The sequence below is a fragment of the Micromonospora sp. NPDC005161 genome, from assembly GCF_053599855.1.
On record NZ_JBSFYQ010000013.1, the window covers coordinates 45,871 to 71,188 of the forward strand.

Consider the following 25,318-nt stretch of genomic DNA (forward strand, 5'->3'; position numbering starts at 1 on the left):
AACGTTGTAAAGACCGCCGATGCCGGACCCTGCTGGCTGGTACGCCCCTGGGCAGGACGATGATGGGGAGATGAGCGCTGTCACCGAGGGCCGGGGGATGGCCGATCTGGCCGCCCTGCTGGCCGACGGCACCCGGGCCGGCATCTGCCTTGCGCTGCTCGACGGCCGCGCGTGGACCGCCGGGGAGCTGGCCCGCCGGACCGGGGTCGCGCCGTCGACCGCCAGCGACCACCTCACCCGGCTGGTCCGGGGTGGGCTGCTGGTCGAGGAGCGGCAGGGCCGGCACCGCTACCTGCGGCTGGCCGGGCCGTCGGTGGCCCAGCTGATCGAGGGCCTGGCCGGGCACGCCCCGACCCCACCCGCGCCGACCGGTTCGCTGCGGGCGTCCACCGCTGGTGCCGCGATGGCGTACGCCCGCACCTGCTACGACCACCTCGCCGGGCGGCTGGGCGTGTTGATGTACGACGCGCTGCTGGCCGACGGGCGGCTGGACCGGGCCAGCGGGCTGACGCTGACGCCCGACGGGTGGGCGTGGGCGGCCGGGCTGGGCGTACCCGTGGACGTGCTGCGCACCGCGCGGCGCCCGGTGGTGCGCGACTGCCTGGACTGGACCGAGCGCCGGCCGCACCTGGCAGGGGCGCTCGGCGCGGCGCTCTGCCGTCGCTTCGGCGAGCGGGGCTGGACGGCCCGGGGCGCCGGCCGTGCTGTCCGCCTCACCCCGACCGGCCGATCGGCCCTGGCCGCGACCCTGAACATCCCCGAACACGCCCTCAGCCCCACGCCGCCTGCGCCAACCACCAGCGGCCGCGCCTGAACCCCGGGGACGCCGTGGCAGAGGGAGCCGCAGACGCAACATCCTGGATCGAGTGGCTTCCCCAGGCCCGCAGGCCACTCGATCCAGGATGAAGCACGATCTTGGTCGGGCGGCGCGGCGCGGCGGTGCGGGCGACGGGATTGTTCGGTGGGGGGCGAACGGTTCGGGTCCTACGGTCGGGCGGTGACTGATGACTGGCCCGTTGTTCCGCCCGCTGTCGAGACGCCGGCGTGCGGACCGCCCACGTTCGAGACCGGTGGCGGTTGGTGGGTGACCCGGCACGCCGACGTTCGGACCGCGCTGACCGATCCCGCCTTCCAGGTGCCGCCCGTGGACACCGGGCCGCCCGGCACCCTCGCCTGGCTACGCGGCGCGGTCAGCCGGTTCAGCCCGCCCGAGTGGCACGCCGAGCGTCGCGCGATCGGGACGTCCGCACTGTCCGCGCTGGACCCGGACGAGCTACGGCAGGAGGCGGCCCGACGGACCACCGCCGCCCTGGACGATGCCGGTGCGCACCTCGACGTGATGCGCGAACTGGCCAGGCCGGTTCCGCTGCGGGTGCTGGCCGGCCGGCTCGGCCTGACCGATCCGGCCGCCGCCGGGACGGCGGTCGCGGCCGTCGCCGCCGCGTACCACCCCGGGGTCGACCCGGCGCTGGTCCGGCGGGCCGACCGGGCAGTCGCCACGCTGCTGGAGCTCTGCCCACCGGCACGGCCGGAGGTGCGGGCGAACCTGATCGGCCTGCTGGTCCAGGCCTGCGACGCGACCGCCGGCCTGATCGGCGCCGCCGCCCACCACCTGCTCCCCACGCCCGCCCGCCGCGCGTCCGCCGGCCCGTCGGCCCCGGAGCGGGCGATGGATCCGCTGGCAGGCGTGGCGACGGCGGACCTGCTGGCCGAGGTGCTGCGGCTCGACCCGCCGGTGCGGGCCACCCGACGGGTCACCGTCGCCGCGGTACGGCTGGGCGGCCAGGACCTGCCGCCGAACAGCCCCGTGCTGCTCCGGTTCGACGCCGCCAACCGTGACCCGGAGGCGTTCGCCGAGCCGGCCGCGTTCCGGCCCGGCCGGCCTGGGGCCGGGCTGCTCACGTTCGGCGCGGGGGAGCGCGGCTGCCCCGGCGACCGGCAGGCGCTGGCCCTCGCCACCGGGGTGCTCGACGTGCTGCGCGAGCGCTGCCTACGCACCGACGCCGTGCTGCGCCACGAGCCACACCCGACCCTGCGCGTTCCGGCGATCCTGGAGGTGACGGTCCGATGACCGACCGCCGTGCGGCGTTCCACGCCCTGCACCACACCGACCGCCCCCTGCTGCTGCCGAACGCCTGGGACCACGCCTCGGCGGCGGCACTGGCCGCGGGCGGCCATCCGGCCATCGGCACCACCAGCCTCGGGGTCGCCGCGGCCGCCGGCCGTCCCGACGGCGTGGCGGCCACCGGCGCGGAGACCCTGGCCCTGACCCGCCGGCTCGCCCGGCTGCCGATCCTGCTCACCGTCGACGTGGAGGCCGGGTTCTCCGACGATCCGGCGGCGGTCGCCGGGTACGTGGCCGAGCTGGCCGGGCTCGGCGCGGTCGGGATCAACCTGGAGGACGGGCGCGCCGACGGCACCCTGGCCGATCCGGAGTGCACCGCCGACAAGATCGCGGCGGTGAAGGCGGCGGTGCCCGATCTGTTCGTCAACGCCCGCACCGACACCTGGTGGCTCGGGGTGGCCGATCCGCTGCCGCAGACCCTGGCCCGCGCTCGGGCCTACCGCGCCGCCGGCGCCGACGGGATCTTCGTCCCCGGCGCCGTCGATCTGGCGACGCTGCGGATGCTGACCGAACGGATCGAGGCGCCGCTGAACGCGCTGTACCAACCGGGCGGCCCCGGGCTCGACGAGCTGAGGCGGGCCGGGGTCGCCCGGGTCAGCACCGGCTCGCTGCTGTTCCGGGCCGCGCTGGCCACCGTCGTCGCCACCGCCGACGCGATCGCTGCCGGTGGGTTCACGGCGTCGCCGGGGCTGCCGTCGTACGCGACGGTGCAGGGCCTGGTGCCCGCGGACGGCGACTGATTTCCCCGCCGGCTCCGGCGGTGGTTCGTCACCGCCGGAGCCGCATGCCGCGCGTCAGCCCCGCCGCTCCCTTCGGGGCAGATAGGAGGATTGTTCGCCCCATTCCGGTCCCGCTTGATTACGGTGTGTTCAGGGCGATCCACCCAGAGTCGTGACCGGAGAAGGGACCCCGTCATGCGCGTGCCCAGCCGTAGCCCGGGACAGCAGCCCGGTCCGCCCGTGTCGCCCACCGCCCCGGCTCGCCGCCGACCCTCCGGCACCGCCCCCCGCCGCCTCCCCGCCACCGCGCCGGACCTCGCCGCCTACCGGGCGGCCGTCGCGGACCTGCTGGTCGAGGTGGGTGCCCTGGCCGACGCGACCAGCACACGCGCCCGTCAGGTGCTCATCGACGAACGGCTGCGCGAACCGGCGCTCGCCGCGGTGCTCGACGCCACCCCGCAGGGGCTGATCGGCGCGCGCGAGACGTTGCTGCTGGAGATGGCGCGCTACCAGCCGAACGAGCGCACCTCGGCTGGTGACCTCACCGCGCTGGTCCGGATCTACCTGCTCTCCCGCATCGACGTGCTGTGGTGGCAGGACGCCCCCACCTTCGTCACCGACGATCAGGTCAACGGCAGTGCCGACCTGGTCGACCTGGAGTGGCTGCGCCGGCGGGACCTGCTGCGCTTCCGCTACCAGGAGCAGCCCGCCACCATGCTGGGCCGGGCCACGCGGGGGCTGCGTCGCCGACTGCGGCCGGACGCCACCCCGCGCACCGCCGGGCTCCTCTTCCGGCGGGCCCGGCGGGAGGTGGTCGCGTTGCTCAACGACATCGGGCGGGAGTTCGCCGCGGCGGCGCCGCCGGCCACCCCGCCACTGTGGGTGACCAGTCTGGTCCGCAGCGCCGAGCACCAGTACCGCCTGCGCCGCATGGGCTACGCCGCGATGCTGCCCAGCGGGCACTGCCTCGGCTACTCGATGGACGTCGAGCTGGCCTGGTACGAGCGCTTCGGCGCGCGGGAGGCGCTCGGCGAGCTGCTGCTGGCCCGGCAGGAGGCCGGCGAGCTCAACGTGATCGACGAGGGACAGGCCTGGCATCTCTGCCTGGCGCCCACCGCCCGGCGTCGGCTGCGTCGGGCGTACGAGACCGAGATGGGGGTCTGAGCCGATGTGCGGTATCGCGTTGAGCATCGGCCCTGAGGCCGACCCGACGACCTTCCGGAGGATGCTCGCCGTCCTGGCCGCTCGCGGCGAGGTCACCGAGACCCGTTCGGAGAGCGGGCTGCTCGCCGGCACCCGCCGGCTGCGGGTGGTGAACCGGGACCGGGCCGTGCAGCCGTGGACCTCGATCGACGAGCGCTGGCTGCTCTGCTTCAACGGCGAGATCTTCAACCACCGGGAGCTGCGCGCGCAGCTGACCCGGCTCGGGCACGTGTTCCGCACCGAGAGCGACACCGAGGTGCTGCTCGTCGCGTTCGAGCAGTGGGGCGAGGCGGCGGTGACCCGGCTGCGCGGCGAGTACGCCTTCGTGGTCGTCGAACGCGGCACCGGCCGGGCGTACCTTGCCCGCGACCCGCTCGGGGTGAAGCCGCTGTACTGGGCCCGGCAGCCCGGGTGCCTGCACCTCGCCTCCGAGGTCAAGGCGCTGGTCGGGCACGGCGCACCGATCGCCGAGGTGCCGCCGGGACACCACGGCTGGGCGGACCCGGACGGCCACGTGCGGCTGCGACCGTACGTTGATCTGCTCACCCTCGGTGACGGTCTGCCGGTCGTCGACGACCCGGACGAGGCCGCCCTGCTAGTCCGTGCCGCACTGACCGACGCGATCCGGATGCGGGTCGAGACCGACCTCACCGTCGGTGTGGTGCTCTCCGGCGGGCTGGACAGCTCGCTGACCCTGCGGCAGGTGCGGGACGTGCACCCGGACTGCGTGGCGGTGACGGTCGGCGTGCCGGACAGCCCGGACGTGGCGTACGCGCGGCGGTTCGCCGCCGACCTCGGTGTGCCGCACGAGGTCATCGAGCTGCGCCCGCGGGATATCCGGCTGACCGACGTACGCGAGGCCATCCGGATCTCCGAGCTGACCGAGTACGGCGACATCATCAACGCGGTGGTCTCGGTGCCGATCTTCCGGCGGCTGCGCGCCCTGGGCGTCAAGGTGGTGCTGACCGGCGACGGCTCCGACGAGCTGTTCGGTGGGTACCCGATGTACCACCAGGTCGAGGCCGCCGCGTCCCGCCGGTTGTTCCTGTACCGGATCCGCAACCTGTGCCGCACGGAGTTGCAGCGGGTCGACCGGGCGGCCATGGGGCACGGTGTCGAGGCGCGGCTGCCGTTCCTCGACCTGAGCGTGGTGGAGCTGGCGATGCGCCTGCCGCTGGGGCTGAAGCTGCGCGACGGGCAGGAGAAGTGGATCGTCCGGCGGGCGTTCGCCGACGTGCTGCCCGACTACGTCCGGCAGCGACCCAAGAACCCGATGTCCTACTCCACCGGCCTGCACGAGCGGGTCCGGCTGTACAAGCCGCTGTTCGCCCGGCTGCACCGCTCATTCGGCTACGACCTGCTCGAGCCGGTGCGCCGCGACTTCGACAGCGTGCTGAGCCGGTGCGGCAACGACCTGGACCGGGCCATCGCCGACGGGTTGACCCGACCCGACTACACCGTGCTGGAGCACGCCCGCGACCTCGTCGGGGCGGCGAAGTGGAACGCCGCGCCGATGGTCCGTCGGCTGGTCGGCCCCCGGCCGCCCCGCCGGTCGCTGGTCGGCTGACCGTTTGCCCGAGGCGTGACCGCGCACCGGACTGACCGGTTGGCGCCCAGCGCCAGGTCCGATCACCGCCAGCACCCGCGTCGTCGCCGGGCCAGGCTGGACGCATGACGACCAGCACCGCCTTCCTGATCCGCGCCCTGCCGGCCGGGACGCTCGACACCGTCCGCTGTACCCGCCGGGACGCCGCCGACCGACCCGTCGAGGTACTCCCGGCGGGCGGCGGGGAACCGCTGCGCTGCTGCCTGCGCGACGCCGAGGCGGGGGAGGCGCTGCTGCTCTTCGGCTATGCGCCGCCGGTCGCCGCCGGCCCGTACCGGGAGGTCGGCCCGGTCTTCGCGCACGCCGTCGCCTGTCCGGGACCGGAGCCGGCGGGCGGCCACCCGCCGGACTGGCGGGGGCGACCCCAGGTCCTGCGGGCGTACGACCGGCAGGGCCGGATCCACGGCGGTCGCCTGCACGACGGCACGGACCCGGAGGCGGTGATCGCGGAGTTGTTCGCCGACCCGGCCGTGTACGAGCTGCACAGTCGCAACGTGGTGTACGGCTGCTTCATGTTCGCCGTGGAGCGGGCCGCCGGGTGACGCCGGCCCGCTCCCCGGCGGTGGCGTGACCGGCGCTCAGCTCGTCAACAGCAGCGCGCCGACCGCGGCGAGCGTGCCGGTGACCGCCAGCAGGGCGCTGGTCACCACGAACCGGGTCACCGGCACCGTCAACCCGGCCGCCCGACACCGCTCGAACCACAGCAGGGTGGCCAGCGACGCCCAGGGTGCGGCCAGCGGCCCGATGTTGGTGCCGATCAGCAGCGCCAGCAGCCGGGTCCCGTCACGGGTGTGCAGCATCGCAGGATCCGGTGCAGGGTGGCGGTGGTCTCGGCGCGGGGCAGCAGCCCGCCCAGCGCGCAGGCCGCGCCGGCCACCGCGAGGAACACCGCCACCAGGTCGAGCGGCTGGGGACGCCGGCGTGTGGTCGGCTCGGGTGGGGCGGGCGCCGCGCCGACGGCAAGTTTCACGTCGAATCACGCTGGCACAATGTCCCGTCGGCCGCCTCCGCTGCGACCGCCTTGGTGACCGGTCCCATAGGCACCGGTGCGGTCCACGGGTCGCCGGGCATGGACCGGCCGGATCACCGCGGCGACGGAATCCGACAGACCGCACCGGCGCGGTGGACAACCGTCGATCGGTCCCATAGCGTCCAACGGATATGCGCAGGACCCTGCCGGCCGTCACGACGGCCCTGCTGCTCGCAATCACCTCCTGCACCACACCCAGGTCCGGAGGCCCGCTGCTCACCGCGCCGCCGGTGCCCGCGGCCACGCCGACCGCGTCCCGGCAGGACGCGGCCCAGGCCGCGCAGACCCTGGCCAGCCTGCGCCGGGTGGACGACCTGCCGCTGTACGAGATGACCTACGTCGGGGCGTACGACCCGACGGTGGGCACCGACGCCACCCCGCCCAGCCCGTTCGGCTGCTCGCTGTTCGTCGCCGCGGGCGACCCCGCCCGGCCGGTGTTCGCCCGCAACTTCGACTGGGACGCCAACCCGGCGCTGGTGCTGCGGACCGATCCGCCCCACGGGTACGCGGCCGTCTCGCTGGTCGACATCTCCTACCTCGGGGTCGGCGCGGACCCGGCCGGTGACCGGCGGCTGCTCAACGCGCCGCTGCTGCCCTTCGACGGGATGAACGAGCGGGGCCTCGCGGTGGGGCTGGCCGCCGACGACGCCGCGACGGCCCGCCCCGACCCGGGCAAGCCCACCGTCGGCTCGGTACGAATCCTGCGGCTGGTGCTGGACCGGGCCGCCACGGTCGACGAGGCGATCGCCGTGTTCACCCGGCACAACCTCGACTTCGACGGCGGGCCGCCACTGCACTACCTGCTGGCCGACGCGACCGGAGCCTCGGCGGTGATCGAGTTCGTCGATGGTGAGCTGCGGGTGGAGCGGGGCACGGGCGGCTGGCAGGCGCTGACCAACGTGCCGGTCGCCGGGGTGCCCGAGCAGCGTCGCCGCGAGGACCGCCGGTACGGGCAGATCGCCACCGCCCTGACCCGGGCCGGTGGGGTGGTGGACGCCGCCGCGGCGCACCGGGTGCTGGCGTCGGTCCGCCAGGGGCACACCCGCTGGTCCGTCACGTACGGCCTGCGCAGCGGCGAGGTCCGGCTGGTCACCGCGACCGGTGGCGGCGAGCGGCGCTACCAGCTGCCGATGAGCTGACTCCCCGGCGTACGCACCCGCTCGTGACGTGGCCGGGCCCGGCCCCCGGGATTCGGGGACCGGGCCCGGCGTCGTGCTCGGTGCCTACCGGTTCAGTGCTCGGTGCCTACCGGCTCAGGTAGCTGGGCTGGGTCTGCACGTTGAGCTCCTTGTACTTGACCAGCTTCGCCGTCCAGGTGCGCCAGTCGTTCAGCTCCAGGACGTCGAGGCCCTTCACCATGTCGTTGGAGTAGATGTGTCCGTTGTAGTAGTACGCGGACCAGGTGCCACCGCCGACGAACGTGTCGGCCGAGAGCGGCCCGCGCTCCCAGAAGGCGATCTCCTTCGGGTTGGCCGAGTCGGTGAAGTCCCAGACCGAGATGCCGCCCTGGTACCACGCCTGGACCATGATGTCCCGCCCGAGCACCGGGATCAGCGAGCCGTTGTGGGCCACGCAGTTCTCGGTGTCCGCGTTGTTGCGGGGAATCTTGTAGTAGCTGCGGAAGTGCATCGTCCGGGCGTCGCCGCGACCGGTGATGTCGTAGATGGCGTCCGCGCCCCGGTTCGGTCCGATGGCCTCGTTGCAGGTCGCCGCGCCGCCGCCACCCAGCTCGTCGGTGAAGATCACCTTGGTGCCGGCGTTGTTGAACGTGGCCGAGTGCCAGAACGCGAAGTTGACCGTGTCCCGCACGCGGTTGATGACCCGGGGGACCTCCCGGTTGCGGATGTCGAGCAGGATGCCGTCACCCATGCACGCGCCGGCGGCCAGGTCCCTGGCCGGGTAGACGGTGATGTCGTGGCAGCCGGTCGTCGCCGACCCGGTGCCGCTGCCCGGGAATCCGCCGTCCGGGAAGAGGTTCGGCGCGGCGATCACCGAGGCGTCGGTGGGCTTCTTCACCGGCACCTTGATGATGGAGATCGAGTCGTGCGGCGGCTGGCAGTCCGGGAATTCGGCCCGCGGGCTGTACGACGAGACGTACAGGTAGACCGTCTTGCTGCTCTTGCCCGGCACCAGGGTGTGGGTGTGCGAGCCGCAGGCGGTCTCCACGGACTTGACGTACCGCGGGTTGGCCTTGTTCTTGATGTCGAAGATCTTGATGCCCTCCCAGGACTCCTTCACGTCCGCCCCCTGCGCGGTGCTGCTGCAGGAGTCGTCGCTGCGGGACGAGTCGGTGGAGAGGAAGAGCAGGTCACCGTGGACGGAGATGTCATTCTGCGACCCCGGGCAGAGCACCCGGGACACGACCTTCGGCGCGCTGGGCCGCGAGATGTCGTAGATGACGAAGCCGTTGTAGTTGCCGGCGAACGCGTACTTGCCCTGGAAGGCGATGTCGCTGTTCGTCGCGTCCAGGGGAGCGACCTTGGGCAGGTTGGCGATCTGGCGCAGGTTGGGGCTGCTCACGATCTCATCGACGCCGGGGATGGTGTTCGTGGCGGCGGCCGCCGGTGCCGCTTGCGGCACGACCTGGGCGTTGCTTGCCGGGGCGACGAGGACGCTGGCGACGAGGAGACCGGTCGCGGCGAGGCCGACGATCCGGAGTTGTCGTAACCGTGGCATGTGGAGTCTGATCATCGGCGAGGCCCTTCGCAAGGGGGAGACGATGGTCGACACCTTACCGCCGGATGACGAGCATCGATGTGATCTGGGTCACATCACATCGTTCTCCTCAATGGATAACATCGCGATGACCTCGACCCCAGGGAGTGGCCCATGACCAGTCGGCGCGCACGGACACTGGCGGCCGTCACACTGGCGATCGTGCTGGCGCTGGTGGCCTTCGTCCTGGTCCGCGCGGGCGGAGACCCCGGGACAAGCGCCGCGCAGCCGGTCTCCGCGCCCGCCACCTCGACACCGGCGGCCAGCCCCGTTCCCACCGACCTGACCGTCATCGTGCCGGGCCGTCCGGGCGAGTCGGCGGCCACCCGCCCGGCCCACGAGGTCCGCGACGCGGGCCCGGCCCCGCACAACGCGTTGGACGCCATGTTCGTACGGATGATGATTCCGCACCACGCGCAGGCCCTGGAGATGGCGGAACTCGCCCCAGACCGGGCCGCCGACCCCGGCATCCGCGCCCTCGCCGACCGGATCCGGGCCAGCCAGGGGCCGGAGATGGGCATGATGCGCGGCTGGCTGCAGACCCGCGGTCTCTCGCCCGAGGCCCCGGGGCACGATCACGGCACCATGCGCGGCATGCAGTCACCGGAGGCGATGCGCCAGTTGGCCGCCGCCCGCGGCGCCGACTTCGACCGCCTCTTCGTCCGGATGATGACCGAACACCACCAGGGCGCCATCGAGATGGCCACCGACCTGCTCACGGTCGGTTCCGACCTGACGCTCAGCGAGTTCGCCAACTCGGTCGCCACCGAGCAGACCGTCGAGATCGACCGCATGCGCGAGGTCCTCGGTCGCTGAGCCGGCCCGCCCGGCCCCGTCCGCACCGCGCCCCGGAGCTGGGGCAGCCCGACCGGGACGGCGGAGGGGATCCGACACCCGGCACGTACGCTGGGTGACCGTGAGACGCACGATGTTCGGTCGCCCGCTGCGCGGCGTCGCCTTCGACGTGGCCGTCTCCGGCCTGGTGGTCCTCTTCGGCCTGGCCGGGGCGGCGAACCAGCCGGGCGGCTGGGCCGCCACCCTGGTCGGCGTGGGGATGGCGGTGGCCCTGCTGTTCCGCCGCTCGCACCCGGGCGCGGTGACCGTGGCCGTCGCGGTGCTCGCCCTGGTCCAGGTGATCGCCCAGTGGGGTCCGCTCGCCTTCGACGTCGCCGTCCTGATCGCCCTCTACAGCGTGGTGAAGTACGGCGAGCGGCTGCGCGACGGCGTGCTCGCGGGCGCCGTCGCCGCCGTGGGCGTGCTGCTCGCCGCCGCGCAGACCCGGGGCGTCATGAGCTGGTGGACGACCGCGCTGTGGTACGCGCTGGTCACCGGCGCCGTCTGGCTGGCCGCGCTGAACGTGCGGACCCGCCGCCTCTACGTGCTCAGTCTTGAGGAGCGGGCCAGCACCCTGGAACGCGGGCGGGAAGCCGAGTCCCGGGCGGCCGTCGCCGAGGAGCGCACCCGGATCGCCCGCGAGCTGCACGACGTGGTGGCGCACAGCATGGCGGTGATGATCGTCCAGGCGGACGGCGCGCGGTTCATGCTGGACCGCGACCCGGAGCAGGCGCGTACCGCCGTCAAGGTCGTCGCCGACACCGGCCGGCAGGCGCTGGAGGAGATGCGCCGGCTGGTCGGCGTCCTGCGGGACGCCGGCCCGACCGGCGCGGGTGGCCCGGACGGGCCCGTGGTGGCCGCCGACCCGGAACACCGCCGCCTGGCCCTGGCCGAGCTGCCCGACCTGCTGGCCCGGTTCCACGACGCCGGGCTGCGCATCCGGCACACCGTCGACGGCGAGCCGCCGCCGCTCCCACCCGGGTTGGAGTTGACCATCTACCGCGTGGTGCAGGAGGCGCTGACCAACGCGCTCAAGCACTCCGGCGTCGGCGCCGGCGTGGAGCTGACCCTCGCGTACAGCGCCGACGCCGTCGTGGTCCGGGTGGTCGACGACGGTCGGGGCCGGCCGGTGGTCAGCCCGGCGCCGTCCGGCGGTCACGGCCTGCTCGGCATGCGCGAGCGGGTGACGGTGTACGACGGCACCCTCACCGCCGGCGCCCGGCTGGCCGGGGGCTGGCAGCTCGAGGTCCGGCTGCCGCTACCGTCGGAACCCGCAACGGAGGTGATCGCGGCATGACGGTCCGGGTGGTGATCGTGGACGACCAGGCGCTGGTGCGCGCCGGGTTCCGGATGGTGCTGGACTCCCAGCCCGACCTGGAGGTGGTGGGCGAGGCCATCGACGGCGCGGACGCGCTTCGGGTGCTCGCCCGCACCGAGGCCGACGTGGTGGTGATGGACGTCCGGATGCCGACCATGGACGGGGTGGAGGCGACCCGGCGACTCTGCGCGGACCGGCCCGCCGGCCCTCCCCGGGTGCTGGTGCTGACCACCTTCGACACCGAGGCGGACGCGTTCGCCGCGTTGCAGGCCGGGGCGAGCGGCTTCCTGCTCAAGAACGTCCCGCCGGAGGAACTGCTGGCCGCGATCCGGGTGGTCGCCGAGGGCGACTCGGTGGTCGCGCCGTCGATCACCCGGCGGCTGCTGGACCGGTTCGCCGGGCAGCTCGGCGCCGGCCCCACGGCCGACCCCCGGCTGGCGCAACTCACCGAGCGGGAGCGGGAGGTGCTGCTGCTGGTCGCGCAGGGGCTGTCCAACGCGGAGATCGCCGCCCAGGTGCACGTGGCCGAAGCGACGGTGAAGACCCACGTCGGGCGGATCCTGGCCAAGCTCCAGCTGCGCGACCGGGTCCAGGCGGTGGTGCTGGCGTACGAGAGCGGGCTGGTCACGCCCGGCGGATGACCCGGCGTACGACCTGGGTCGTACGCGACGGCGGGCGCACCGCGACCCGGGACGCACACAGGTCGAGCGCGCAGGTGGAGATCGACTGACCCGCGCCGGCCACAGCGTCGGAGGGGTCCGATCCGCACCCTGACCGGGGAGCCCCCATGTCCCTCGCACCTCCCACCCACGCCGGCAACGGCGTCGCGGTCACCGCCCGTGGCCTGGAAAAACGCTACGGCAGTGGCCCCGCCGCGGTCGTCGCGCTCGACGGGGTCGACCTCGATGTCGCCGCCGGCCGGTTCACCGCCATCATGGGTCCGTCCGGCTCCGGCAAGTCGACGCTGATGCACTGCCTGGCGGGGCTGGACCGGCCGAGCGCCGGCACGGTCGGCATCGGTGCGGCCGACCTCGGCCGGCTCGACGACCGGCGGCTCACCCTGCTGCGCCGTGACCGGGTCGGCTTCGTCTTCCAGAAGTTCAACCTGCTGCCGGCGCTGACCGCCGAGGAGAACATCGTGCTGCCGCTGGCCATCGCCGGCCGGCGGCCCGACCCGGCCTGGCTGCGCCAGGTGGTGGCGGCGGTGGGGCTGGCCGACCGTCTGCGGCACCGACCCGCGGAACTCTCCGGTGGCCAGCAGCAGCGGGTCGCGGTGGCTCGGGCCCTGATCACCAAGCCGTGGGTGATCTTCGCCGACGAGCCGACCGGGAACCTGGACTCCCGCTCCGGGGCGGAGGTACTGCGGCTGCTGCGGGAGGCCGTCGACACCCTGGGCCAGACCGTGATCATGGTGACCCACGACCCGGTGGCCGCCGGGCACGCCGACCGGGCGGTCTTCCTGGCCGACGGGCGGCTGGTCGGCGACCTCGCCACGCCCACCGCCGAGCAGGTGCTGGACACCCTCGCCGGTCTCGACCCGGCCCGTCCCCACGCCGGCACGGGGGCGGTGCCGCGATGATCCGCCTGACCCTGCGTTCACTGCGCGCCGAGGCCCTGCGGATGCTGCTCTCCGCGCTGGCCGTCGTGCTCGGTGTCGCGTTCATCGCCGGCACCCTGATCCTCGTCGACGGGATGCGTGCCGGCGCGTACGACCGGGCCGGCACCTTCGACCGGCACACCGACCTGGGCGTCTACCCGACCGGCGACCGGCCGCTGCCCGCCGGCCTGGTCGACCGGGTCCGGACGGTGGACGGGGTGGCCGCCGCCGCCGGCGAACTGATCGGCACCGGCGGGGTCGTCGGCACCGACGGCCGGCCGGTACTCGGCTACGCCGTGCTCGCCGCCATCCCCACCGAGGACGCCCTGCGCTCGTACGACGTGGTCGCCGGCCGGCTGCCCGACCGCGCCGGGGAGGTGGTGCTCGACGCGCCGACGGTCGCCGAGGAGCGCTTCACCCTCGGCGCCCCGGTCCGGATCGGCGGCACCGGGGGCGCGGCCCGCCCGTACACCCTCGTCGGCACCGTCGACGTGGCCGACACCGCACGCGACATCGGTGGGCCGTTCATCGGCCTGGTCGGCCCGGACGCGCTCGCGGTCACCGGCGAGCGCGGGTACGGCCGGATCATGGTGGCGGCCCGGCCGGGAACCTCCGCCACGGCGGTGGTCGACCGGGTGCGCGCCATCGTGGGCGCGGACACCAGCGTGAAGAGCAGAACGCAGATCCTCGACGAGGCCGTCGACGACGCGGTCCGCGACCTGGACCAGTTCACCATGTTGCTGATGATCTTCGTGGGCGTCGCCGTGGTGGTGGCCGGCTTCGTGATCGCCAACACCTTCGCGATCGTGCTGGCGCAACGCACCCGGCGGACCGCGCTGCTCCGGCTGGTCGGCGCCACCCGGGGGCAGGTCTTCCGGTCCACCCTGCTGGAGTCGGCGGTGGTCGGGATGGTGGCCTCCGCGCTCGGGGTGCTGCTCGGGTTGGCCCTCGCTGGCGGGATGCGACTGCTGATGTCCCGGCTGGACGTGCCCGTCTCCGGCGGCTTCACCGTGGCCGGTTCGACCGTGCTGACCAGCCTGCTGCTCGGCACCGTGCTCACCGTCGGCGCCGCGATGCTGCCGGCCTGGCGCGGCACCCGGGTCGCCCCGGTGGCGGCACTCACCGACGCCGCGGTGCAGCCCAGCCGGGGCGCCGGTCGGCTCCGGCTGACCCTCGGCGCGGTGGTGCTGGCCACCGGAGTCGCCGCGCTCGCCGGCGCCGCCAGCGTCGGTCAGCTGCTGCTGGTGGCCGTCGGCGGCGTACTGGCCTTCTTCGGGATCGTGCTGTTCGGGCCGGTGCTCGTGCCGGCGCTGGTCCGAACCTTCGGCTGGCCGGCCCGCCGCCTGGCCGGGGCGACCGCCGGGCTGGCGGTGGCCAACGCGGTCCGCAACCCGCGCAGGGTCGCCGCGACCGCCACCGCCCTGGTGATCGGGATCGGACTGGTGTCGGCGTTCGTGGTCGGTGCGCGCAGCACCAAGGACGGCATCGAGCGCAGCGTCGACGCGCAGATCGGAACCGACTTCGTGGTCAGTGGCATCGGCCAGGAACTGCCCGCTCCGCTCGCCGGTGAGCTGGCGGCCCGCCCCGAGCTGGGCGTCGTGCACGAGCAGCGCAGCACGGTCACCGCCGGCGTCGAGGTCCGCGCCGCCCACCCGGCCCTGGTCGGCCGGACGTTGACCGGTGTGCTCGCCGGTGACGTCGGTCGGCTCGGACCGGGGCAGGTGCTGGTGCGTCGCGAGCTGGCGCAGGCGCGCGGCTGGCGGGTTGGCTCCCCGGTCACCGTCCGGGGACGACCGTTCCGGGTGGCCGCGGTGGTCACCGACGACGCGCCCGCCAGCGGCGTGCCCGCCGGTCACGTCATCGACATGGCCGACGCGGACTTCGCCGCGCTCTTTCCCGACAAGCGGGGTTTCCTCGCCGAGATCGATCCCGCCGCCGGGGTGGACCTCGAGCAGGCCCGGGACGCGATCGAGGCGGTGCTGGGCCGCTACCCGACGGTGAACCTGTTGGACCAGGGCGCCTACAAGAAGATGCTCACTGGCACGGTGGACATGGTGCTGGCCTTCGTCACCGCGATGCTCGGCCTGGCCGTGGTGATCGCCCTGGTCGGTGTGGCGAACACGCTGAGCCTCTCGGTGGTGGAGCGCACTCGGGAGAACGCCGTGCTGCGGGCGGTCGGGCTCACCCGGGGGCGCATGCGGGCCATGCTCGCCCTGGAGGCGGTGCTGACGGCGCTGGTCGGCGCGGTGCTCGGGGTCGGGCTGGGCACCGGGGTCAGCGCCGCCGCGATGGCCCTGCTGGCCCGCCTCGGCGGGGAGTTCCACGTGGTGCTGCCGCTCGGTCAGCTCGGGCTGATCCTCGGCGTCGCGGTGCTGGCCGCCCTGCTCGCCTCGGTGTTGCCGGCTCGCCGGGCGTTGTCCCGGCCGGTCGTCGAGGCGCTCGGCGACCAGTGACCGGCGGCGACGCGGACGGACATCCGCCGGCCGGCCCCGCCGTCTTCCCCGGCGGCGGGACCGACCAGCGGTGCCGGGTCTACAGGCGCTCGACCACCGGGCCGGCGCACCGGTTGCGGGTGTCGAAGACGTAGCGGGCGTGCTGGACCACGAGGTCGTAGTCGAAGCAATCGTGGTCGGTGACCACCACCACCCCGTCGGCCGCCCGCACCTCACGCTCGGTCAGCCCGACCACGGTCACCCCGGCCGGGATGTGGTGCGCCTCGGCGTACGGCTCGACCGCGTGGACCTCCGCGCCGAGGGCCTGCAACCGCCGGGCCACGTCGACCGCGGGGGAGTCCCGCATGTCGCCGGTGTTCTTCTTGTACGCCAGCCCGAGCAGCAGCAGCCGGGCGCCGCCGACCGCGCGGCCACTCCGGTTCAGCCCCGCCATGATCCGCTGCGCGACGTGCTCGGGCATCTCGTGGTTGACGTCGTTGGCCAGCTCGATGAAGCGGAACTGTCGACCGAGGCGACGCTTGACCTGCCAGGACAGGTAGCACGGGTCGATCGGCAGGCAGTGCCCGCCGACGCCGGGGCCGGGCCGGAACGGCAGGAAGCCGAACGGCTTGGTCTCCGCCGCGTCGATGGCCTGCCAGACGTCGATGTCCAGGTGGTGCGAGAGCATCGTCAGCTCGTTGATCAGCGCGATGTTGACCTGGCGGAAGGTGTTCTCGATCAGCTTGGTCAGCTCGGCGACCGGGTGGAGTCCACCGGCACGGTGTGGTCCACGAGGCGCCGGTAGAAGCCGTCCACCCGGTCCAACGACGCCTGGTCCACGCCGGAGACCACCTTCGGGGTGTTCTCCAGTCGCCAGGTCGGGTTGCCCGGGTCGATCCACTCGGGGCTGTAGCCGAGGTGGAAGTCGCCGGGGCTGTGCAGGCCGCTGGCCGACTCCAGCAGGGGTCGCAGCAGCTCCTCGGTGGTGCCCGGATAGGTGGTGGACTCCAGGATCACGGTGCTGCCCGGCCGCACGTACGGGCCGATTGCGATGCCGGCCTGCTCGACGAAGCTCAGGTCGGGGGTGCCGTCCCGCAGCGGGGTGGGCACGGTGATGACGCAGATGTCGAAGCCCTCGGCGTCGGTGTACTCGGTGCTCGGGTGGTAGCGGCCGCTGCCCAGCGCCCGGCCCAGCCGGTCGGTCGGGATGTCCTCGACGAACGATTCGCCGGAGGCGAGCCGCTTCACCCGGTCGGCGTCGACGTCGAGCCCGACCACGTCCAGCCCCGCCTCGACGGCTCGCATGGCCAACGGCAGTCCCACGTACCCCCTGGCCGATCACGACCAACTTCTCAGCGCTCACCCGGGCTTCTCAGCGCTCACCCGGGCTCCCGCGGCAGATGGTGGAAATGACCTGCTGAGAGCCTAGAGGGGTCTTCGGCGACGTAAGTCCGTTTTGGGGATATCGGTGCTGGTGAGGTTCGCCGAGCCCTCCGCGCCGGCCGGCTCAGCCGGTCGGATCCTCCGGGTTGGCCGGCGGCGGGCTCGTGGTGGTGGACGGCTCGGCCGAGGGTGGCGGTGGATCGCTGGTCGGGGTGGTCGCCGGATCGGTCGGTGACGCGGTGGTGGCGCTCGGGGTCGGCGCCGGTGGGCTGGCCGACTCGCTGGGCTGGGCGTTCGGCGTCGCGGTCACGGAGGCCGACGGCCTGTTGGCGGGGACGTTCGGCCTGTTCGGCCGGACCGGACCCACGGTGACCTCGTCGTTCGCCACCGGCAGATCGACCTGCTCGGTCGGCACCACCGCAGGCGCGGTCGTCGGCACGGTGATCGCCGGGTCTTCGCCGGCGTTTCGCGCCGCGCCCAGGGCGGCGCCCAGGCCGACAAGCGCGACCAGAGCGGCCGCGGCCGCGCCGACCAGCGGACCACGGCGGCGCCGACGACCGGCCACCGCCGCGCCGAGCGGCACGTCGGTGCGGGTGCCCGGTCCGGCGTCGCGCAGCGGGGTAGCCGCCGTCACCATCGCGGTGGGTGGCTCGCCGCCGGTCACCGCCAACCGAGCCGCCTCGGCCATCGCCGCGCCGCTGCTGAACCGATCGAGCGGATCCTTGGCCAGTGCCTGGGACACCAGCGCGCGGACCGACTCAGGAATGTCGTGCGGCAGCTCCGGCGGCTCGTCGTCCAGGTGCCGGACGGCGACCTGGAGCGGGTTGTCGCCGGTGAACGGCGGCCCGCCGGTGAGGCAGCAGTACGCGACCGCGCCCAGGGCGTAGATGTCGGTGGCGCCGCTGACCGGCCGGCCGGCGGCCTGCTCGGGTGCCATGTAGAGAGCCGTGCCTGGTACCGCGTTGGTGCTGGTGATGCTGGTGACGTTGGTGGAACGGGCCACGCCGAAGTCGACCAGGACGACCGTGCCGTCCTCGTGCACCAGCAGGTTGCTGGGCTTGACGTCGCGGTGCACGATGCCGCCGCGGTGTGCCGCGTTCAGCGCCTGGGCCGCCTGGGCCACGATCGACATGGTCTCGGCCACGTCGAGCCGGCCAGCCGCCTCGATCCGCCTGGACAACGGCTCGCCGTCGACGAACTCCATGACCAGGTAGTCGGCCCGGCCGCCGTCGGGCAGGTCGTCCTCGCCGCAGTCGTAGACCTGCACGATGCCCGGGTGCCGCAGCGCCGCCATGATCCGCGCCTCGGCCCGGAACCGGGCGATGAAATCGGGGTCGGAGACCAGCGCTGGCAGCAGGACCTTGACCGCGACCTGCCGACCGAGGACCAGGTCAGAGGCGCGCCAAACGTCGCCCATGCCGCCAGTGGCGACACGTTCGTCCAGGCGGTAGCGACCGCTGAGCACGACCTCCGATGACAACACGGCATTACCGTACCCAGAGAGGCGCGGAACGTCGCGCCGCGGCTGGTCGGCCGGGTGGCCGTACTCACCGGTCCATCCGGTCTGACCTGTGTGGACCCGGGCCGGTCTGTGACGCTTCGACGACACCCTGTGACGAAATCCGACACACGGCGGCGTACGCTTGCCCGGCGGCGGCGCGGAGACGCTTCCTGGCGTGCGAAGCGTCCGTTGGTCGCCGGGCGTTACGACGACGCGCCGTGCGACGGGACTAGATAATTGTCACTCTTCCGTGACGTGGTGCTGACTTGTCGCCCCCTTCGGTTCCCTCCTAGCGTTAGCCCGGCTCGGGCCGGCCGGGGGGCAGTGCGTCGAGAAGAGACCGCCGTGGCGCTGGTCCAGACCTCCCGCCCCCGACCAACGAGGGCGCGGGCGCGATCACGTTCGGCGGAGGGGCGGTGCGGTGCGGGAGCTGGTCTGGCCGACGGTCCACGCCGCCCGGAATGCTCCGGTGCGGTGGATCAGGCCGGGGCGTCCCGGACGATCCGTGGCCCGCGGATGACCGGCGAGCTGTCGGAGGCGGTCACCGCAGCGCAGGACGGGGACGAGGACGCCTTCCGCTTTCTCTACCGCAGCCTCCAACCCGGCCTGCTGCGCTATCTGACCGCCCTGGTGGGCGCGGACGCCGAGGACGTCGCCTCGGAGACCTGGCTGCAGATATCCCGCGACCTGCCCAGCTTCACCGGCGGCGAGTTCCGCGCCTGGACCGTCACCATCGCCCGCAACCGGGCGATGGACCACCTGCGCCGCCTGCGGCGCCGACCGTCGCTGCCCGTTCCGGTGCAGGCGCTCGCCGACCTGGCCAGCGACGCGGACACCGCCGAGCGGGCGGGCGAGACGATCGGCACCGAGGCTGCGCTGGCCCTGATCGCCACCCTGCCGCCCCGCGAGGCCGAGGCGGTCCTGTTGCGGGCCGTGATCGGCTTGGACGCCGAGTCCGCCGGCCGTGTGCTGGGCCGCCGGGCCGGCGCCGTCCGGACCGCCGCCCACCGAGGCCTACGGCGGCTCGCCACCCTGATGGAACGGCAGGAGCCGGCCACACCGCCGGACGCCGCCGGCATCACGCCGTCCCTGGCCGCCGACGGCGTCGCGCCGTCCGTGGGCACCGACGGCGTCGCGCCGTCCGTGGACACCGAGGGCGTGCCACCGCCCCGTCCGCGCACCGGCCGGTCCCCGCGGACGTCGCACGCTGAACCGGCGGACGGCTGACGTGAGGGGATTCCGGATGAACCCGAACCGGCCGAACCGGCGGGCCGAGCTCGCCGAGACCGAACGGCTGCTCGACGCGACCCGCGCCGGCGCTCCGGCCACCCCCGAAGCCGCGCCGGACGGGGACCATGCCTCCAGCCCCGCCGCCCCGGACGCCGCGGCGGCCCAGATCCGCGCGTCCACCCCCGCCAATCCCCACGTGCACGCGGCGGACCCGCTGGCTCGGCTGCTCGCCGCGGCCGCCGCCCCGCCCCGCCCCCGCGAGCTGGCCGGTGAGGATGCCGCACTGGCCGCGTTCCGGGCAGCTCGGGCCAACCCGGCCCCGACCGTCCGCCGGCCGCACCGCCGCCGGCTGACCACCAGCGCGGTGGCCTGGATGGGCGCGCTGGCCGCCACCGCCACCGCCGGCGCCGCGTTCGCGGCGGTCACCCTGGACCGGGCGCCGGACCCGGTGCCGTGGCCACCCAGCAGCAGCCCGTCACCGACCTCCGGCGACGTCGACACGACCCCGTCCGTCGAGCGGACCGCCGCGCCCAGCCGGTCGACGTCTCCCACGCCGTCCGCCACCAGCGCGCCGTCCGCCATCGGCACACCCTCCGCAGGGGCGGCGCCCGCCGGGCAGTTGCGCGGACTGTGCCAGGCCTGGCAGGCCAAGGAGCCCGAGCAGCGGGACAAGGCGCTGCGGACGCCGGCCTTCCAGATGCTGGTGGCCGCCGCCGGCGGCGCCGGCGAGGTCGAGGCGTACTGCCAGCGGCTGGTGCCCGAAGCGAAGCCGTCCACATCGGCGAAGGTCAAGCCGTCACACCCGGCGACCGGCCGGCCAGCCCCGGAGTGAGCGAGCGACGGCCGGGGCCGCTCGTTCCGCCCTGCACCGGGAAATTCGTCTGTTAGACAGAGGTTGGTGGCGCCGTGGACGGCCCCCGACGGTGTCGGTGGCTGGGTTTACGGTGGCACGATGTCCCGGCGCCGACGCAGGGAGAGGAGCCCGACCGGTGGTGACGTCGCCCGAGCTGGACCGCAGCGCGATCCTGCGCGAGTCCGGTGCCGCAGGCCGGCACCTCGCCCGGATCTGCTTCAAGACCGGCCCACCCACCCACACCGGCGTCGAACTGGAATGGACCGTGCACGACGCCGCCGACCCCGCCCGTCCCGTCGATCCGGTGCGGCTGCGGGCGGCGCTGGGGCCGCACAGCCCCGTCACACTGGACGCCACCAGCCCCGCCGAACCGCTGCGGCACGGCGGCACGGTGACCGTTGAGCCGGGCGGTCAGCTGGAGATCTCCACCCCGCCGCGCTCCTCGATCGCCGCGTTGATCCAGGCCACTGAGGCCGACATCGCCCAGGTCACCGACCTGCTGGCCGCCGCCGGGCTGATCCTCGGCCGCAGCGGCATCGACCCGCACCGCCGGCCCCGCCCGGTGCTCGAAACTCCCCGCTACCGCGCCATGCGTGGCGCCTTCGACCGGCGCGGTCCGGCCGGCCGGACAATGATGTACAGCACCGCCGGCCTGCAGGTCTGCCTCGACGCCGGCGAACCGGACCAGGTCGCCGCGCGGTGGTCCGCAGCCCACGCGGTCGGCCCGCCGCTGCTCGCGGCGTTCGCCTCCGCCAGTCGGCACGCCGGGCGGCGCACCGGCTGGGCCTCCGCCCGGATGGCCGCGTGGCTGGCCATCGACCCGGCCCGCACCCGCCCGGTCTGGGCGCCGGGCCGCGCCGGCGAGGACCCGACCGCCACCTGGATCCGGTACGTGCTCGCCGCGCCGTTGCTCTGCCTGCGCCGGCACGGCCCGGACTGGACCCCGCCACCCGGTGTGACCTTCGCCGACTGGCTCGACGGCGCGCTGCCCCACCCACCCACCACCGACGACCTCGACTACCACGTCAGCACCCTCTTTCCGCCGGTGCGTCCACGCGGCTACCTGGAGCTGCGTTACCTGGACGCCCAGCCCGGCCGGGACTGGCGGCTCCCGACGGCGGTGCTGACCGCCCTGTTCGCCGACCCGGGCACCGTGCGCGCGGCGTACGCGATCGGCACGCCGGTGGCGCACCGTTGGTCGGCCGCCGCCCGGCACGGCCTGGCCGACCCCGCCCTGGCCGCCGCGTCGGCGGCGCTTCTCGACCTGGCCCTGACCACGCTGCCCCGGCTCGACCTGCCGGCCGGCGCCCACGACGAGATCCAGCGTGACGTACGGCGGCGGCTGTCCGCCGCAGAAAGGGGAGACCGGTGAGCGCGAGGAGTGAGCCGGGGTTGCGAGCCACGCAGTCGGGAGCGAACGGCGACGCGGTGAGCGCGAGGAGTGAGCCGGGGTTGCGAGCCACGCAGTCGGGAGCGAACGGCGACGCGGTGAGCGCGAGGAGTGAGCCGGGGTTGCGAGCCCCGCAGTCGGGAGCGAACGGCGACGGGGAGCAGTTGCGCGTCCGGATCGCGGCGGAGCTGGCGCGGGCCCGGTCCCGCACCACGCTGCTGACCGAGGTGGTCGACGACGCCGACCTGATGCGCCAGCACTCGCCGCTGATGTCGCCGCTGGTGTGGGACCTGGCACACGTCGGCAACCAGGAGGAGCTCTGGCTGGTCCGCGACGTCGGGGGCCGCGAGCCGGTCCGGTGCGACATCGACGAGCTGTACGACGCGTTCAAGCAGCCCCGCCGGGACCGCCCGGCGCTGCCCCTGCTGCCACCCGCCGAGGCGCGCGCCTACCTGGGCACGGTCCGGGACAAGGTGCACGACCTGCTCGACGCGGTGACCTTCACCGAGCGGCCGCTGGTCGCCGAGGGGTTCGCCTTCGGCATGATCGTCCAGCACGAGCAGCAGCACGACGAGACGATGCTCGCCACCCACCAGCTGCGCTCGGGGCCGGCGGTGCTGCACGCCCCGCCTCCGCCGGAGCCGCCCGCCGGGGTCGCCGGGGAGGTGCTGGTCCCGGCCGGCCCGTTCACCATGGGCACCGACACCGACCCGTGGGCCCTGGACAACGAGCGCCCCGCGCACCGCGTCGACCTGCCCGCGTACGTCATCGACGCCGCCCCCGTCACCAACGGCCAGTACGAGGCCTTCATCGCCGACGGTGGCTACACCGATCCGCGCTGGTGGAGCCCGGCGGGTTGGGCCCACCGGCTCCGGGAGGAGCTCAGCGCGCCGATGCACTGGCGCCGCGACGGCGACAACTGGTCCTACCAGCGCTTCGGCCGGTGGGACCGGGTCCGCGCCGACGAGCCGGTGGTGCACGTGTGCTGGTACGAGGCCCAGGCGTACGCGGCGTGGGCCGGCAGGCGGCTGCCGACCGAGGCGGAGTGGGAGAAGGCGGCCCGTTGGGACCCGGCGACCGGGCGGTCCCGCCGCTACCCGTGGGGCGACGGCGACCCGACCGACGCCCACGCGAACCTCGGCCAACGTCACCTGCAGCCGGCGCCGGTGGGCGCGTACCCGGCTGGCGTCTCACCGTTGGGTGTGCACCAGCTCATCGGTGACGTCTGGGAGTGGACCTCGACCGCATTCCGGGGGCATCCCGGCTTCACCGCGTTCCCGTACCGCGAATACTCGGAGGCCTTCTTCGGCGACGACTACCGGGTGCTGCGCGGCGGATCGTTCGGCACCGACCGGTCCGCCTGCCGGGGCACCTTCCGCAACTGGGACTATCCGATCCGGCGGCAGATCTTCAGCGGCTTCCGCTGCGCCCGCGACGCGCATCCGGACGAGTCGCACCGGTGATTCACCGCGCGATCGGCACGCCGGCCGGCCGGGGGCGCTGATGTGTCGCCACCTGGCCTACCTGGGGCCACCGGTCACCCTGGCCGAGTTGCTGTTCGATCCTCCGTACTCGTTGGTGCGGCAGTCGTGGGCGCCCCGCGACATGCGCGGCGGCGGCACGATCAACGCCGACGGGTTCGGCGTCGGCTGGTACCCGGGTGACGGCGACCCGGTGCGCTACCGGCGTGCCCAGCCGATCTGGAGCGACCCGACCATCGCCCAGCTCGCGGCGGTGACCCGCGCCGGTGCGGTGCTCGCCGCGGTCCGCTCGGCCACCGTCGGTATGGCGGTGCTCGACGGCGCCGCCGCGCCGTTCGCCGAGGGGCGGTGGCTGTTCAGCCACAACGGGGTGGTGCGCGGCTGGCCCGACGCCGTGGTGCCGCTCGCCGCCGGCCTGCCGGTGCGCGACCTGCTCACGCTGGACGCCGCCACCGACTCGGCGCTGCTCTGGGCGCTGGTCCGGCAGCGGCTGCGCGCCGGCGCCGATCCGGTGGAGGCGGTCGGTCGGACGGTGGCCGACGTCGCCGCGGCGGCGCCGGGGTCACGGCTCAACCTGCTGCTCACCGACGGGCGCCGGGCGGTGGCCAGCGTGGCCGGGCACGCGCTGTCGGTACGCGCGGGGGCCGGCTCGATGCTGCTCGTCTCCGAGCCGCACGACGACGACCCCGGCTGGCGGCCGGTGCCGGAGGGGCACCTGGTGACCGCCACTGCGAGCGAGGTGCGGGTGAGCCCACTGCCGACCCGGTGAGCCGCACCGGCGGGGCACGCAACGGTTGACCGATCCGAGAGAGGCGATGTGATGACGGCGGAACCGCTGGAGATCTACCTCGAACAGCAGGACCTGGAGCGGGGGCTGCGCCAGGACGTCCGCGCCGGGCTGAGCGCCGAGCAGAAGTGGCTGCCGCCGAAGTGGTTCTACGACGCCCGGGGCAGCGAGCTGTTCGAGGAGATCACCCGCTTGCCCGAGTACTACCCGACCCGGGCCGAGCGGGCGGTGCTGGCCGAGCGAGCTCCCGACATCGTGGCGCTGACCGAGGCCAAGACACTGATCGAGCTGGGCTCCGGCTCGTCCGAGAAGACCCGGCTGCTGCTGGACGCCTTCACCCGCCAGGGCGGTCTGGGCACGTTCGTCCCGCTCGACGTGTCGGTCAGCGCGCTGCGCGGGTCCACCGCCGAGATCGCCGCCGACTATCCGGGGCTGCGGGTCCGCGGCATCGTCGGGGACTTCACCCGGCAGTTGGACCGGATGCCCACCGGCGGCCGGCGGTTGGTGGTGTTCCTCGGCGGCACCATCGGCAACCTCTTGCCGGCCGAGCGGGCGGAGTTCCTGGCCGCGATGCGCGCCGCGCTGGAGGTCGGCGACTGGCTGCTGCTCGGCACCGACCTGGTGAAGGACCCGTCGGTGATCGTGCCCGCGTACGACGACGCGGCCGGGGTGACGGCCGAGTTCAACCGGAACGTGCTGCACGTGATCAACCGGGAACTGGGCGCCGACTTCGATCCGGAGGCGTTCGAGCACGTCGCCCGCTGGGATCCGGACCATGAGTGGATCGAGATGCGGCTGCGGGCGACCCGGCCGATGCGGGTCCGGGTGCTGGACCTGACCGTGGAGTTCGCCGCGGGGGAGGAGCTGCGCACGGAGGTCTCGGCGAAGTTCCACCCGGCGGGGGTCGCCGCCGAGCTGGCCGCGGCGGGTTTTGTCGCGGCGGAGTTCTGGACCGACCCGGATGGGCTTTTCGGGGTGACCCTGGCCCGGGCGCGGTGAGCTGGTTCACCCGCCCCCGCCGGTCCGAATGGTGATCGGCTACGCTGGTCGCGCGAAGGGGAGTAGCCCCCAATGTCGTGGTCGACATACTGGTGCGTTCCGCATCCGGCCACGC

Annotated in this window: 24 protein-coding genes; 18 read left to right on the forward strand and 6 right to left on the reverse strand. The window is 74.2% G+C overall.

Features of this window, described 5'->3' with window-relative positions; translation table 11 throughout:
• The first annotated feature begins 70 nt into the window (after positions 1-70).
• From ACWD5O_RS14980 to ACWD5O_RS15005, 6 genes are all read left to right on the forward strand, one after another.
• Positions 71-814 carry an ArsR/SmtB family transcription factor gene (locus ACWD5O_RS14980; RefSeq protein ID WP_450085624.1) on the forward strand — a complete coding sequence of 248 codons (744 nt, stop codon included), beginning with the start codon at positions 71-73 and terminating at the stop codon, positions 812-814.
• A 183-nt stretch (positions 815-997) separates the two neighbouring features.
• Positions 998-2,071, forward strand: coding sequence for a cytochrome P450 (locus tag ACWD5O_RS14985; protein ID WP_450085625.1), 1,074 nt, complete (start codon positions 998-1,000; stop codon positions 2,069-2,071).
• Positions 2,068-2,865, forward strand: a complete 798-nt coding sequence (locus ACWD5O_RS14990) for an isocitrate lyase/PEP mutase family protein (protein WP_450085626.1) — start codon at positions 2,068-2,070, stop codon at positions 2,863-2,865. Before ACWD5O_RS14985 ends, ACWD5O_RS14990 begins: the two co-directional genes overlap by 4 nt.
• A 174-nt stretch (positions 2,866-3,039) precedes the next feature.
• On the forward strand, positions 3,040-4,008 hold the full coding sequence (locus ACWD5O_RS14995) for a DUF5715 family protein (protein ID WP_354962200.1): 969 nt from the start codon (positions 3,040-3,042) through the stop codon (positions 4,006-4,008).
• A 4-nt stretch (positions 4,009-4,012) separates the two neighbouring features.
• Positions 4,013-5,614, forward strand: a complete 1,602-nt coding sequence (locus ACWD5O_RS15000) for an asparagine synthetase B family protein (protein WP_450085627.1) — start codon at positions 4,013-4,015, stop codon at positions 5,612-5,614.
• Positions 5,615-5,718: 104 nt separating this feature from the next.
• Positions 5,719-6,195 carry a DUF1203 domain-containing protein gene (locus ACWD5O_RS15005; RefSeq protein WP_450085628.1) on the forward strand — a complete coding sequence of 159 codons (477 nt, stop codon included), beginning with the start codon at positions 5,719-5,721 and terminating at the stop codon, positions 6,193-6,195.
• Positions 6,196-6,231: 36 nt separating this feature from the next.
• Here the strand turns inward: ACWD5O_RS15005 and ACWD5O_RS15010 are convergent, their stop codons facing one another.
• Positions 6,232-6,453, reverse strand: a complete 222-nt coding sequence (locus tag ACWD5O_RS15010; protein WP_450085629.1) for a hypothetical protein — start codon at positions 6,451-6,453, stop codon at positions 6,232-6,234.
• Positions 6,411-6,623, reverse strand: coding sequence for a hypothetical protein (locus tag ACWD5O_RS15015; protein WP_450085630.1), 213 nt, complete (start codon positions 6,621-6,623; stop codon positions 6,411-6,413). Before ACWD5O_RS15015 ends, ACWD5O_RS15010 begins: the two co-directional genes overlap by 43 nt.
• A 191-nt stretch (positions 6,624-6,814) precedes the next feature.
• Between ACWD5O_RS15015 and ACWD5O_RS15020 the strand changes: the two genes are divergently transcribed.
• Positions 6,815-7,822 (forward strand): linear amide C-N hydrolase, encoded by a 1,008-nt coding sequence (locus tag ACWD5O_RS15020; RefSeq protein ID WP_450085631.1) that lies wholly within the window; start codon positions 6,815-6,817, stop codon positions 7,820-7,822.
• 106 nt (positions 7,823-7,928) lie between these two features.
• On the opposite strand, the gene ACWD5O_RS15025 is transcribed toward ACWD5O_RS15020, so the two are convergent.
• Positions 7,929-9,374: an LVIVD repeat-containing protein gene (locus ACWD5O_RS15025; protein WP_450085632.1), complete on the reverse strand. Its 1,446-nt coding sequence runs from the start codon at positions 9,372-9,374 to the stop codon at positions 7,929-7,931.
• Positions 9,375-9,512: 138 nt separating this feature from the next.
• Here ACWD5O_RS15025 and ACWD5O_RS15030 point away from each other — a divergent pair, with 138 nt between their 5' ends.
• From ACWD5O_RS15030 to ACWD5O_RS15050, 5 genes are all read left to right on the forward strand, one after another.
• Positions 9,513-10,214, forward strand: a complete 702-nt coding sequence (locus ACWD5O_RS15030; protein ID WP_450085633.1) for a DUF305 domain-containing protein — start codon at positions 9,513-9,515, stop codon at positions 10,212-10,214.
• 94 nt (positions 10,215-10,308) lie between these two features.
• On the forward strand, positions 10,309-11,529 hold the full coding sequence (locus tag ACWD5O_RS15035; protein WP_450085634.1) for a sensor histidine kinase: 1,221 nt from the start codon (positions 10,309-10,311) through the stop codon (positions 11,527-11,529).
• The gene (locus ACWD5O_RS15040) at positions 11,526-12,191 is read left to right on the forward strand and encodes a response regulator transcription factor (protein WP_354962192.1); all 666 of its coding nucleotides are present in this window, start codon (positions 11,526-11,528) and stop codon (positions 12,189-12,191) included. The genes ACWD5O_RS15035 and ACWD5O_RS15040 overlap by 4 nt, the downstream gene beginning before the upstream one ends.
• Positions 12,192-12,337: 146 nt before the next feature.
• Positions 12,338-13,129: an ABC transporter ATP-binding protein gene (locus tag ACWD5O_RS15045; RefSeq protein WP_354962191.1), complete on the forward strand. Its 792-nt coding sequence runs from the start codon at positions 12,338-12,340 to the stop codon at positions 13,127-13,129.
• Positions 13,126-15,600, forward strand: a complete 2,475-nt coding sequence (locus ACWD5O_RS15050; protein ID WP_450085635.1) for an ABC transporter permease — start codon at positions 13,126-13,128, stop codon at positions 15,598-15,600. The genes ACWD5O_RS15045 and ACWD5O_RS15050 overlap by 4 nt, the downstream gene beginning before the upstream one ends.
• 79 nt (positions 15,601-15,679) lie before the next feature.
• On the opposite strand, the gene ACWD5O_RS15055 is transcribed toward ACWD5O_RS15050, so the two are convergent.
• From ACWD5O_RS15055 to ACWD5O_RS15065, 3 genes are all read right to left on the reverse strand, one after another.
• Positions 15,680-16,330: a nucleotide sugar dehydrogenase gene (locus ACWD5O_RS15055; RefSeq protein WP_450085710.1), complete on the reverse strand. Its 651-nt coding sequence runs from the start codon at positions 16,328-16,330 to the stop codon at positions 15,680-15,682.
• Entirely contained in the window at positions 16,327-16,884 is a 558-nt protein-coding gene (locus ACWD5O_RS15060; RefSeq protein ID WP_450085711.1) for a hypothetical protein, read from the reverse strand. Before ACWD5O_RS15060 ends, ACWD5O_RS15055 begins: the two co-directional genes overlap by 4 nt.
• Positions 16,885-17,086: 202 nt before the next feature.
• Positions 17,087-18,445, reverse strand: coding sequence for a protein kinase domain-containing protein (locus ACWD5O_RS15065; protein WP_450085636.1), 1,359 nt, complete (start codon positions 18,443-18,445; stop codon positions 17,087-17,089).
• Positions 18,446-18,937: 492 nt separating this feature from the next.
• On the opposite strand from ACWD5O_RS15065, the gene ACWD5O_RS15070 reads away from it, so the two are divergent.
• The 6 genes from ACWD5O_RS15070 to egtD all read left to right on the forward strand — a co-directional run bounded on the left by ACWD5O_RS15070 (position 18,938) and on the right by egtD (position 25,203).
• Positions 18,938-19,690, forward strand: a complete 753-nt coding sequence (locus ACWD5O_RS15070; protein WP_450085637.1) for an RNA polymerase sigma factor — start codon at positions 18,938-18,940, stop codon at positions 19,688-19,690.
• Between the two features lie 16 nt (positions 19,691-19,706).
• A complete protein-coding gene (locus ACWD5O_RS15075; protein WP_450085638.1) occupies positions 19,707-20,525 on the forward strand; it encodes a hypothetical protein in 819 nt (272 codons plus the stop codon).
• Between the two features lie 157 nt (positions 20,526-20,682).
• Positions 20,683-21,918 carry an ergothioneine biosynthesis glutamate--cysteine ligase EgtA gene (gene egtA, locus ACWD5O_RS15080; protein ID WP_354962187.1) on the forward strand — a complete coding sequence of 412 codons (1,236 nt, stop codon included), beginning with the start codon at positions 20,683-20,685 and terminating at the stop codon, positions 21,916-21,918.
• A 140-nt stretch (positions 21,919-22,058) separates the two neighbouring features.
• Positions 22,059-23,399, forward strand: a complete 1,341-nt coding sequence (egtB, locus tag ACWD5O_RS15085; protein ID WP_450085712.1) for an ergothioneine biosynthesis protein EgtB — start codon at positions 22,059-22,061, stop codon at positions 23,397-23,399.
• A gap of 40 nt (positions 23,400-23,439) precedes the next feature.
• On the forward strand, positions 23,440-24,186 hold the full coding sequence (gene egtC / locus ACWD5O_RS15090; RefSeq protein WP_450085639.1) for an ergothioneine biosynthesis protein EgtC: 747 nt from the start codon (positions 23,440-23,442) through the stop codon (positions 24,184-24,186).
• A 51-nt stretch (positions 24,187-24,237) separates the two neighbouring features.
• A complete protein-coding gene (egtD, locus tag ACWD5O_RS15095; RefSeq protein WP_450085640.1) occupies positions 24,238-25,203 on the forward strand; it encodes an L-histidine N(alpha)-methyltransferase in 966 nt (321 codons plus the stop codon).
• Positions 25,204-25,318: the final 115 nt, after the last annotated feature.

What these genes read in the sequence shown, in the direction of transcription:
- ACWD5O_RS15010 (WP_450085629.1), bottom strand. Translation starts at nt 6,453, where the DNA reads ATGCTGCACACCCGTGACGGGACCCGGCTGCTGGCGCTGCTGATCGGC.
- ACWD5O_RS15020 (WP_450085631.1), top strand. Translation starts at nt 6,815, where the DNA reads ATGCGCAGGACCCTGCCGGCCGTCACGACGGCCCTGCTGCTCGCAATC.
- ACWD5O_RS15030 (WP_450085633.1), top strand. Translation starts at nt 9,513, where the DNA reads ATGACCAGTCGGCGCGCACGGACACTGGCGGCCGTCACACTGGCGATC.
- ACWD5O_RS15005 (WP_450085628.1), top strand. Translation starts at nt 5,719, where the DNA reads ATGACGACCAGCACCGCCTTCCTGATCCGCGCCCTGCCGGCCGGGACG.
- ACWD5O_RS15045 (WP_354962191.1), top strand. Translation starts at nt 12,338, where the DNA reads ATGTCCCTCGCACCTCCCACCCACGCCGGCAACGGCGTCGCGGTCACC.
- ACWD5O_RS14995 (WP_354962200.1), top strand. Translation starts at nt 3,040, where the DNA reads ATGCGCGTGCCCAGCCGTAGCCCGGGACAGCAGCCCGGTCCGCCCGTG.
- egtC (WP_450085639.1), top strand. Translation starts at nt 23,440, where the DNA reads ATGTGTCGCCACCTGGCCTACCTGGGGCCACCGGTCACCCTGGCCGAG.
- ACWD5O_RS15000 (WP_450085627.1), top strand. Translation starts at nt 4,013, where the DNA reads ATGTGCGGTATCGCGTTGAGCATCGGCCCTGAGGCCGACCCGACGACC.
- ACWD5O_RS15060 (WP_450085711.1), bottom strand. Translation starts at nt 16,884, where the DNA reads ATGCGAGCCGTCGAGGCGGGGCTGGACGTGGTCGGGCTCGACGTCGAC.
- ACWD5O_RS15075 (WP_450085638.1), top strand. Translation starts at nt 19,707, where the DNA reads ATGAACCCGAACCGGCCGAACCGGCGGGCCGAGCTCGCCGAGACCGAA.
- ACWD5O_RS14990 (WP_450085626.1), top strand. Translation starts at nt 2,068, where the DNA reads ATGACCGACCGCCGTGCGGCGTTCCACGCCCTGCACCACACCGACCGC.
- egtD (WP_450085640.1), top strand. Translation starts at nt 24,238, where the DNA reads ATGACGGCGGAACCGCTGGAGATCTACCTCGAACAGCAGGACCTGGAG.
- ACWD5O_RS15025 (WP_450085632.1), bottom strand. Translation starts at nt 9,374, where the DNA reads ATGATCAGACTCCACATGCCACGGTTACGACAACTCCGGATCGTCGGC.
- ACWD5O_RS14980 (WP_450085624.1), top strand. Translation starts at nt 71, where the DNA reads ATGAGCGCTGTCACCGAGGGCCGGGGGATGGCCGATCTGGCCGCCCTG.
- ACWD5O_RS15050 (WP_450085635.1), top strand. Translation starts at nt 13,126, where the DNA reads ATGATCCGCCTGACCCTGCGTTCACTGCGCGCCGAGGCCCTGCGGATG.
- ACWD5O_RS15040 (WP_354962192.1), top strand. Translation starts at nt 11,526, where the DNA reads ATGACGGTCCGGGTGGTGATCGTGGACGACCAGGCGCTGGTGCGCGCC.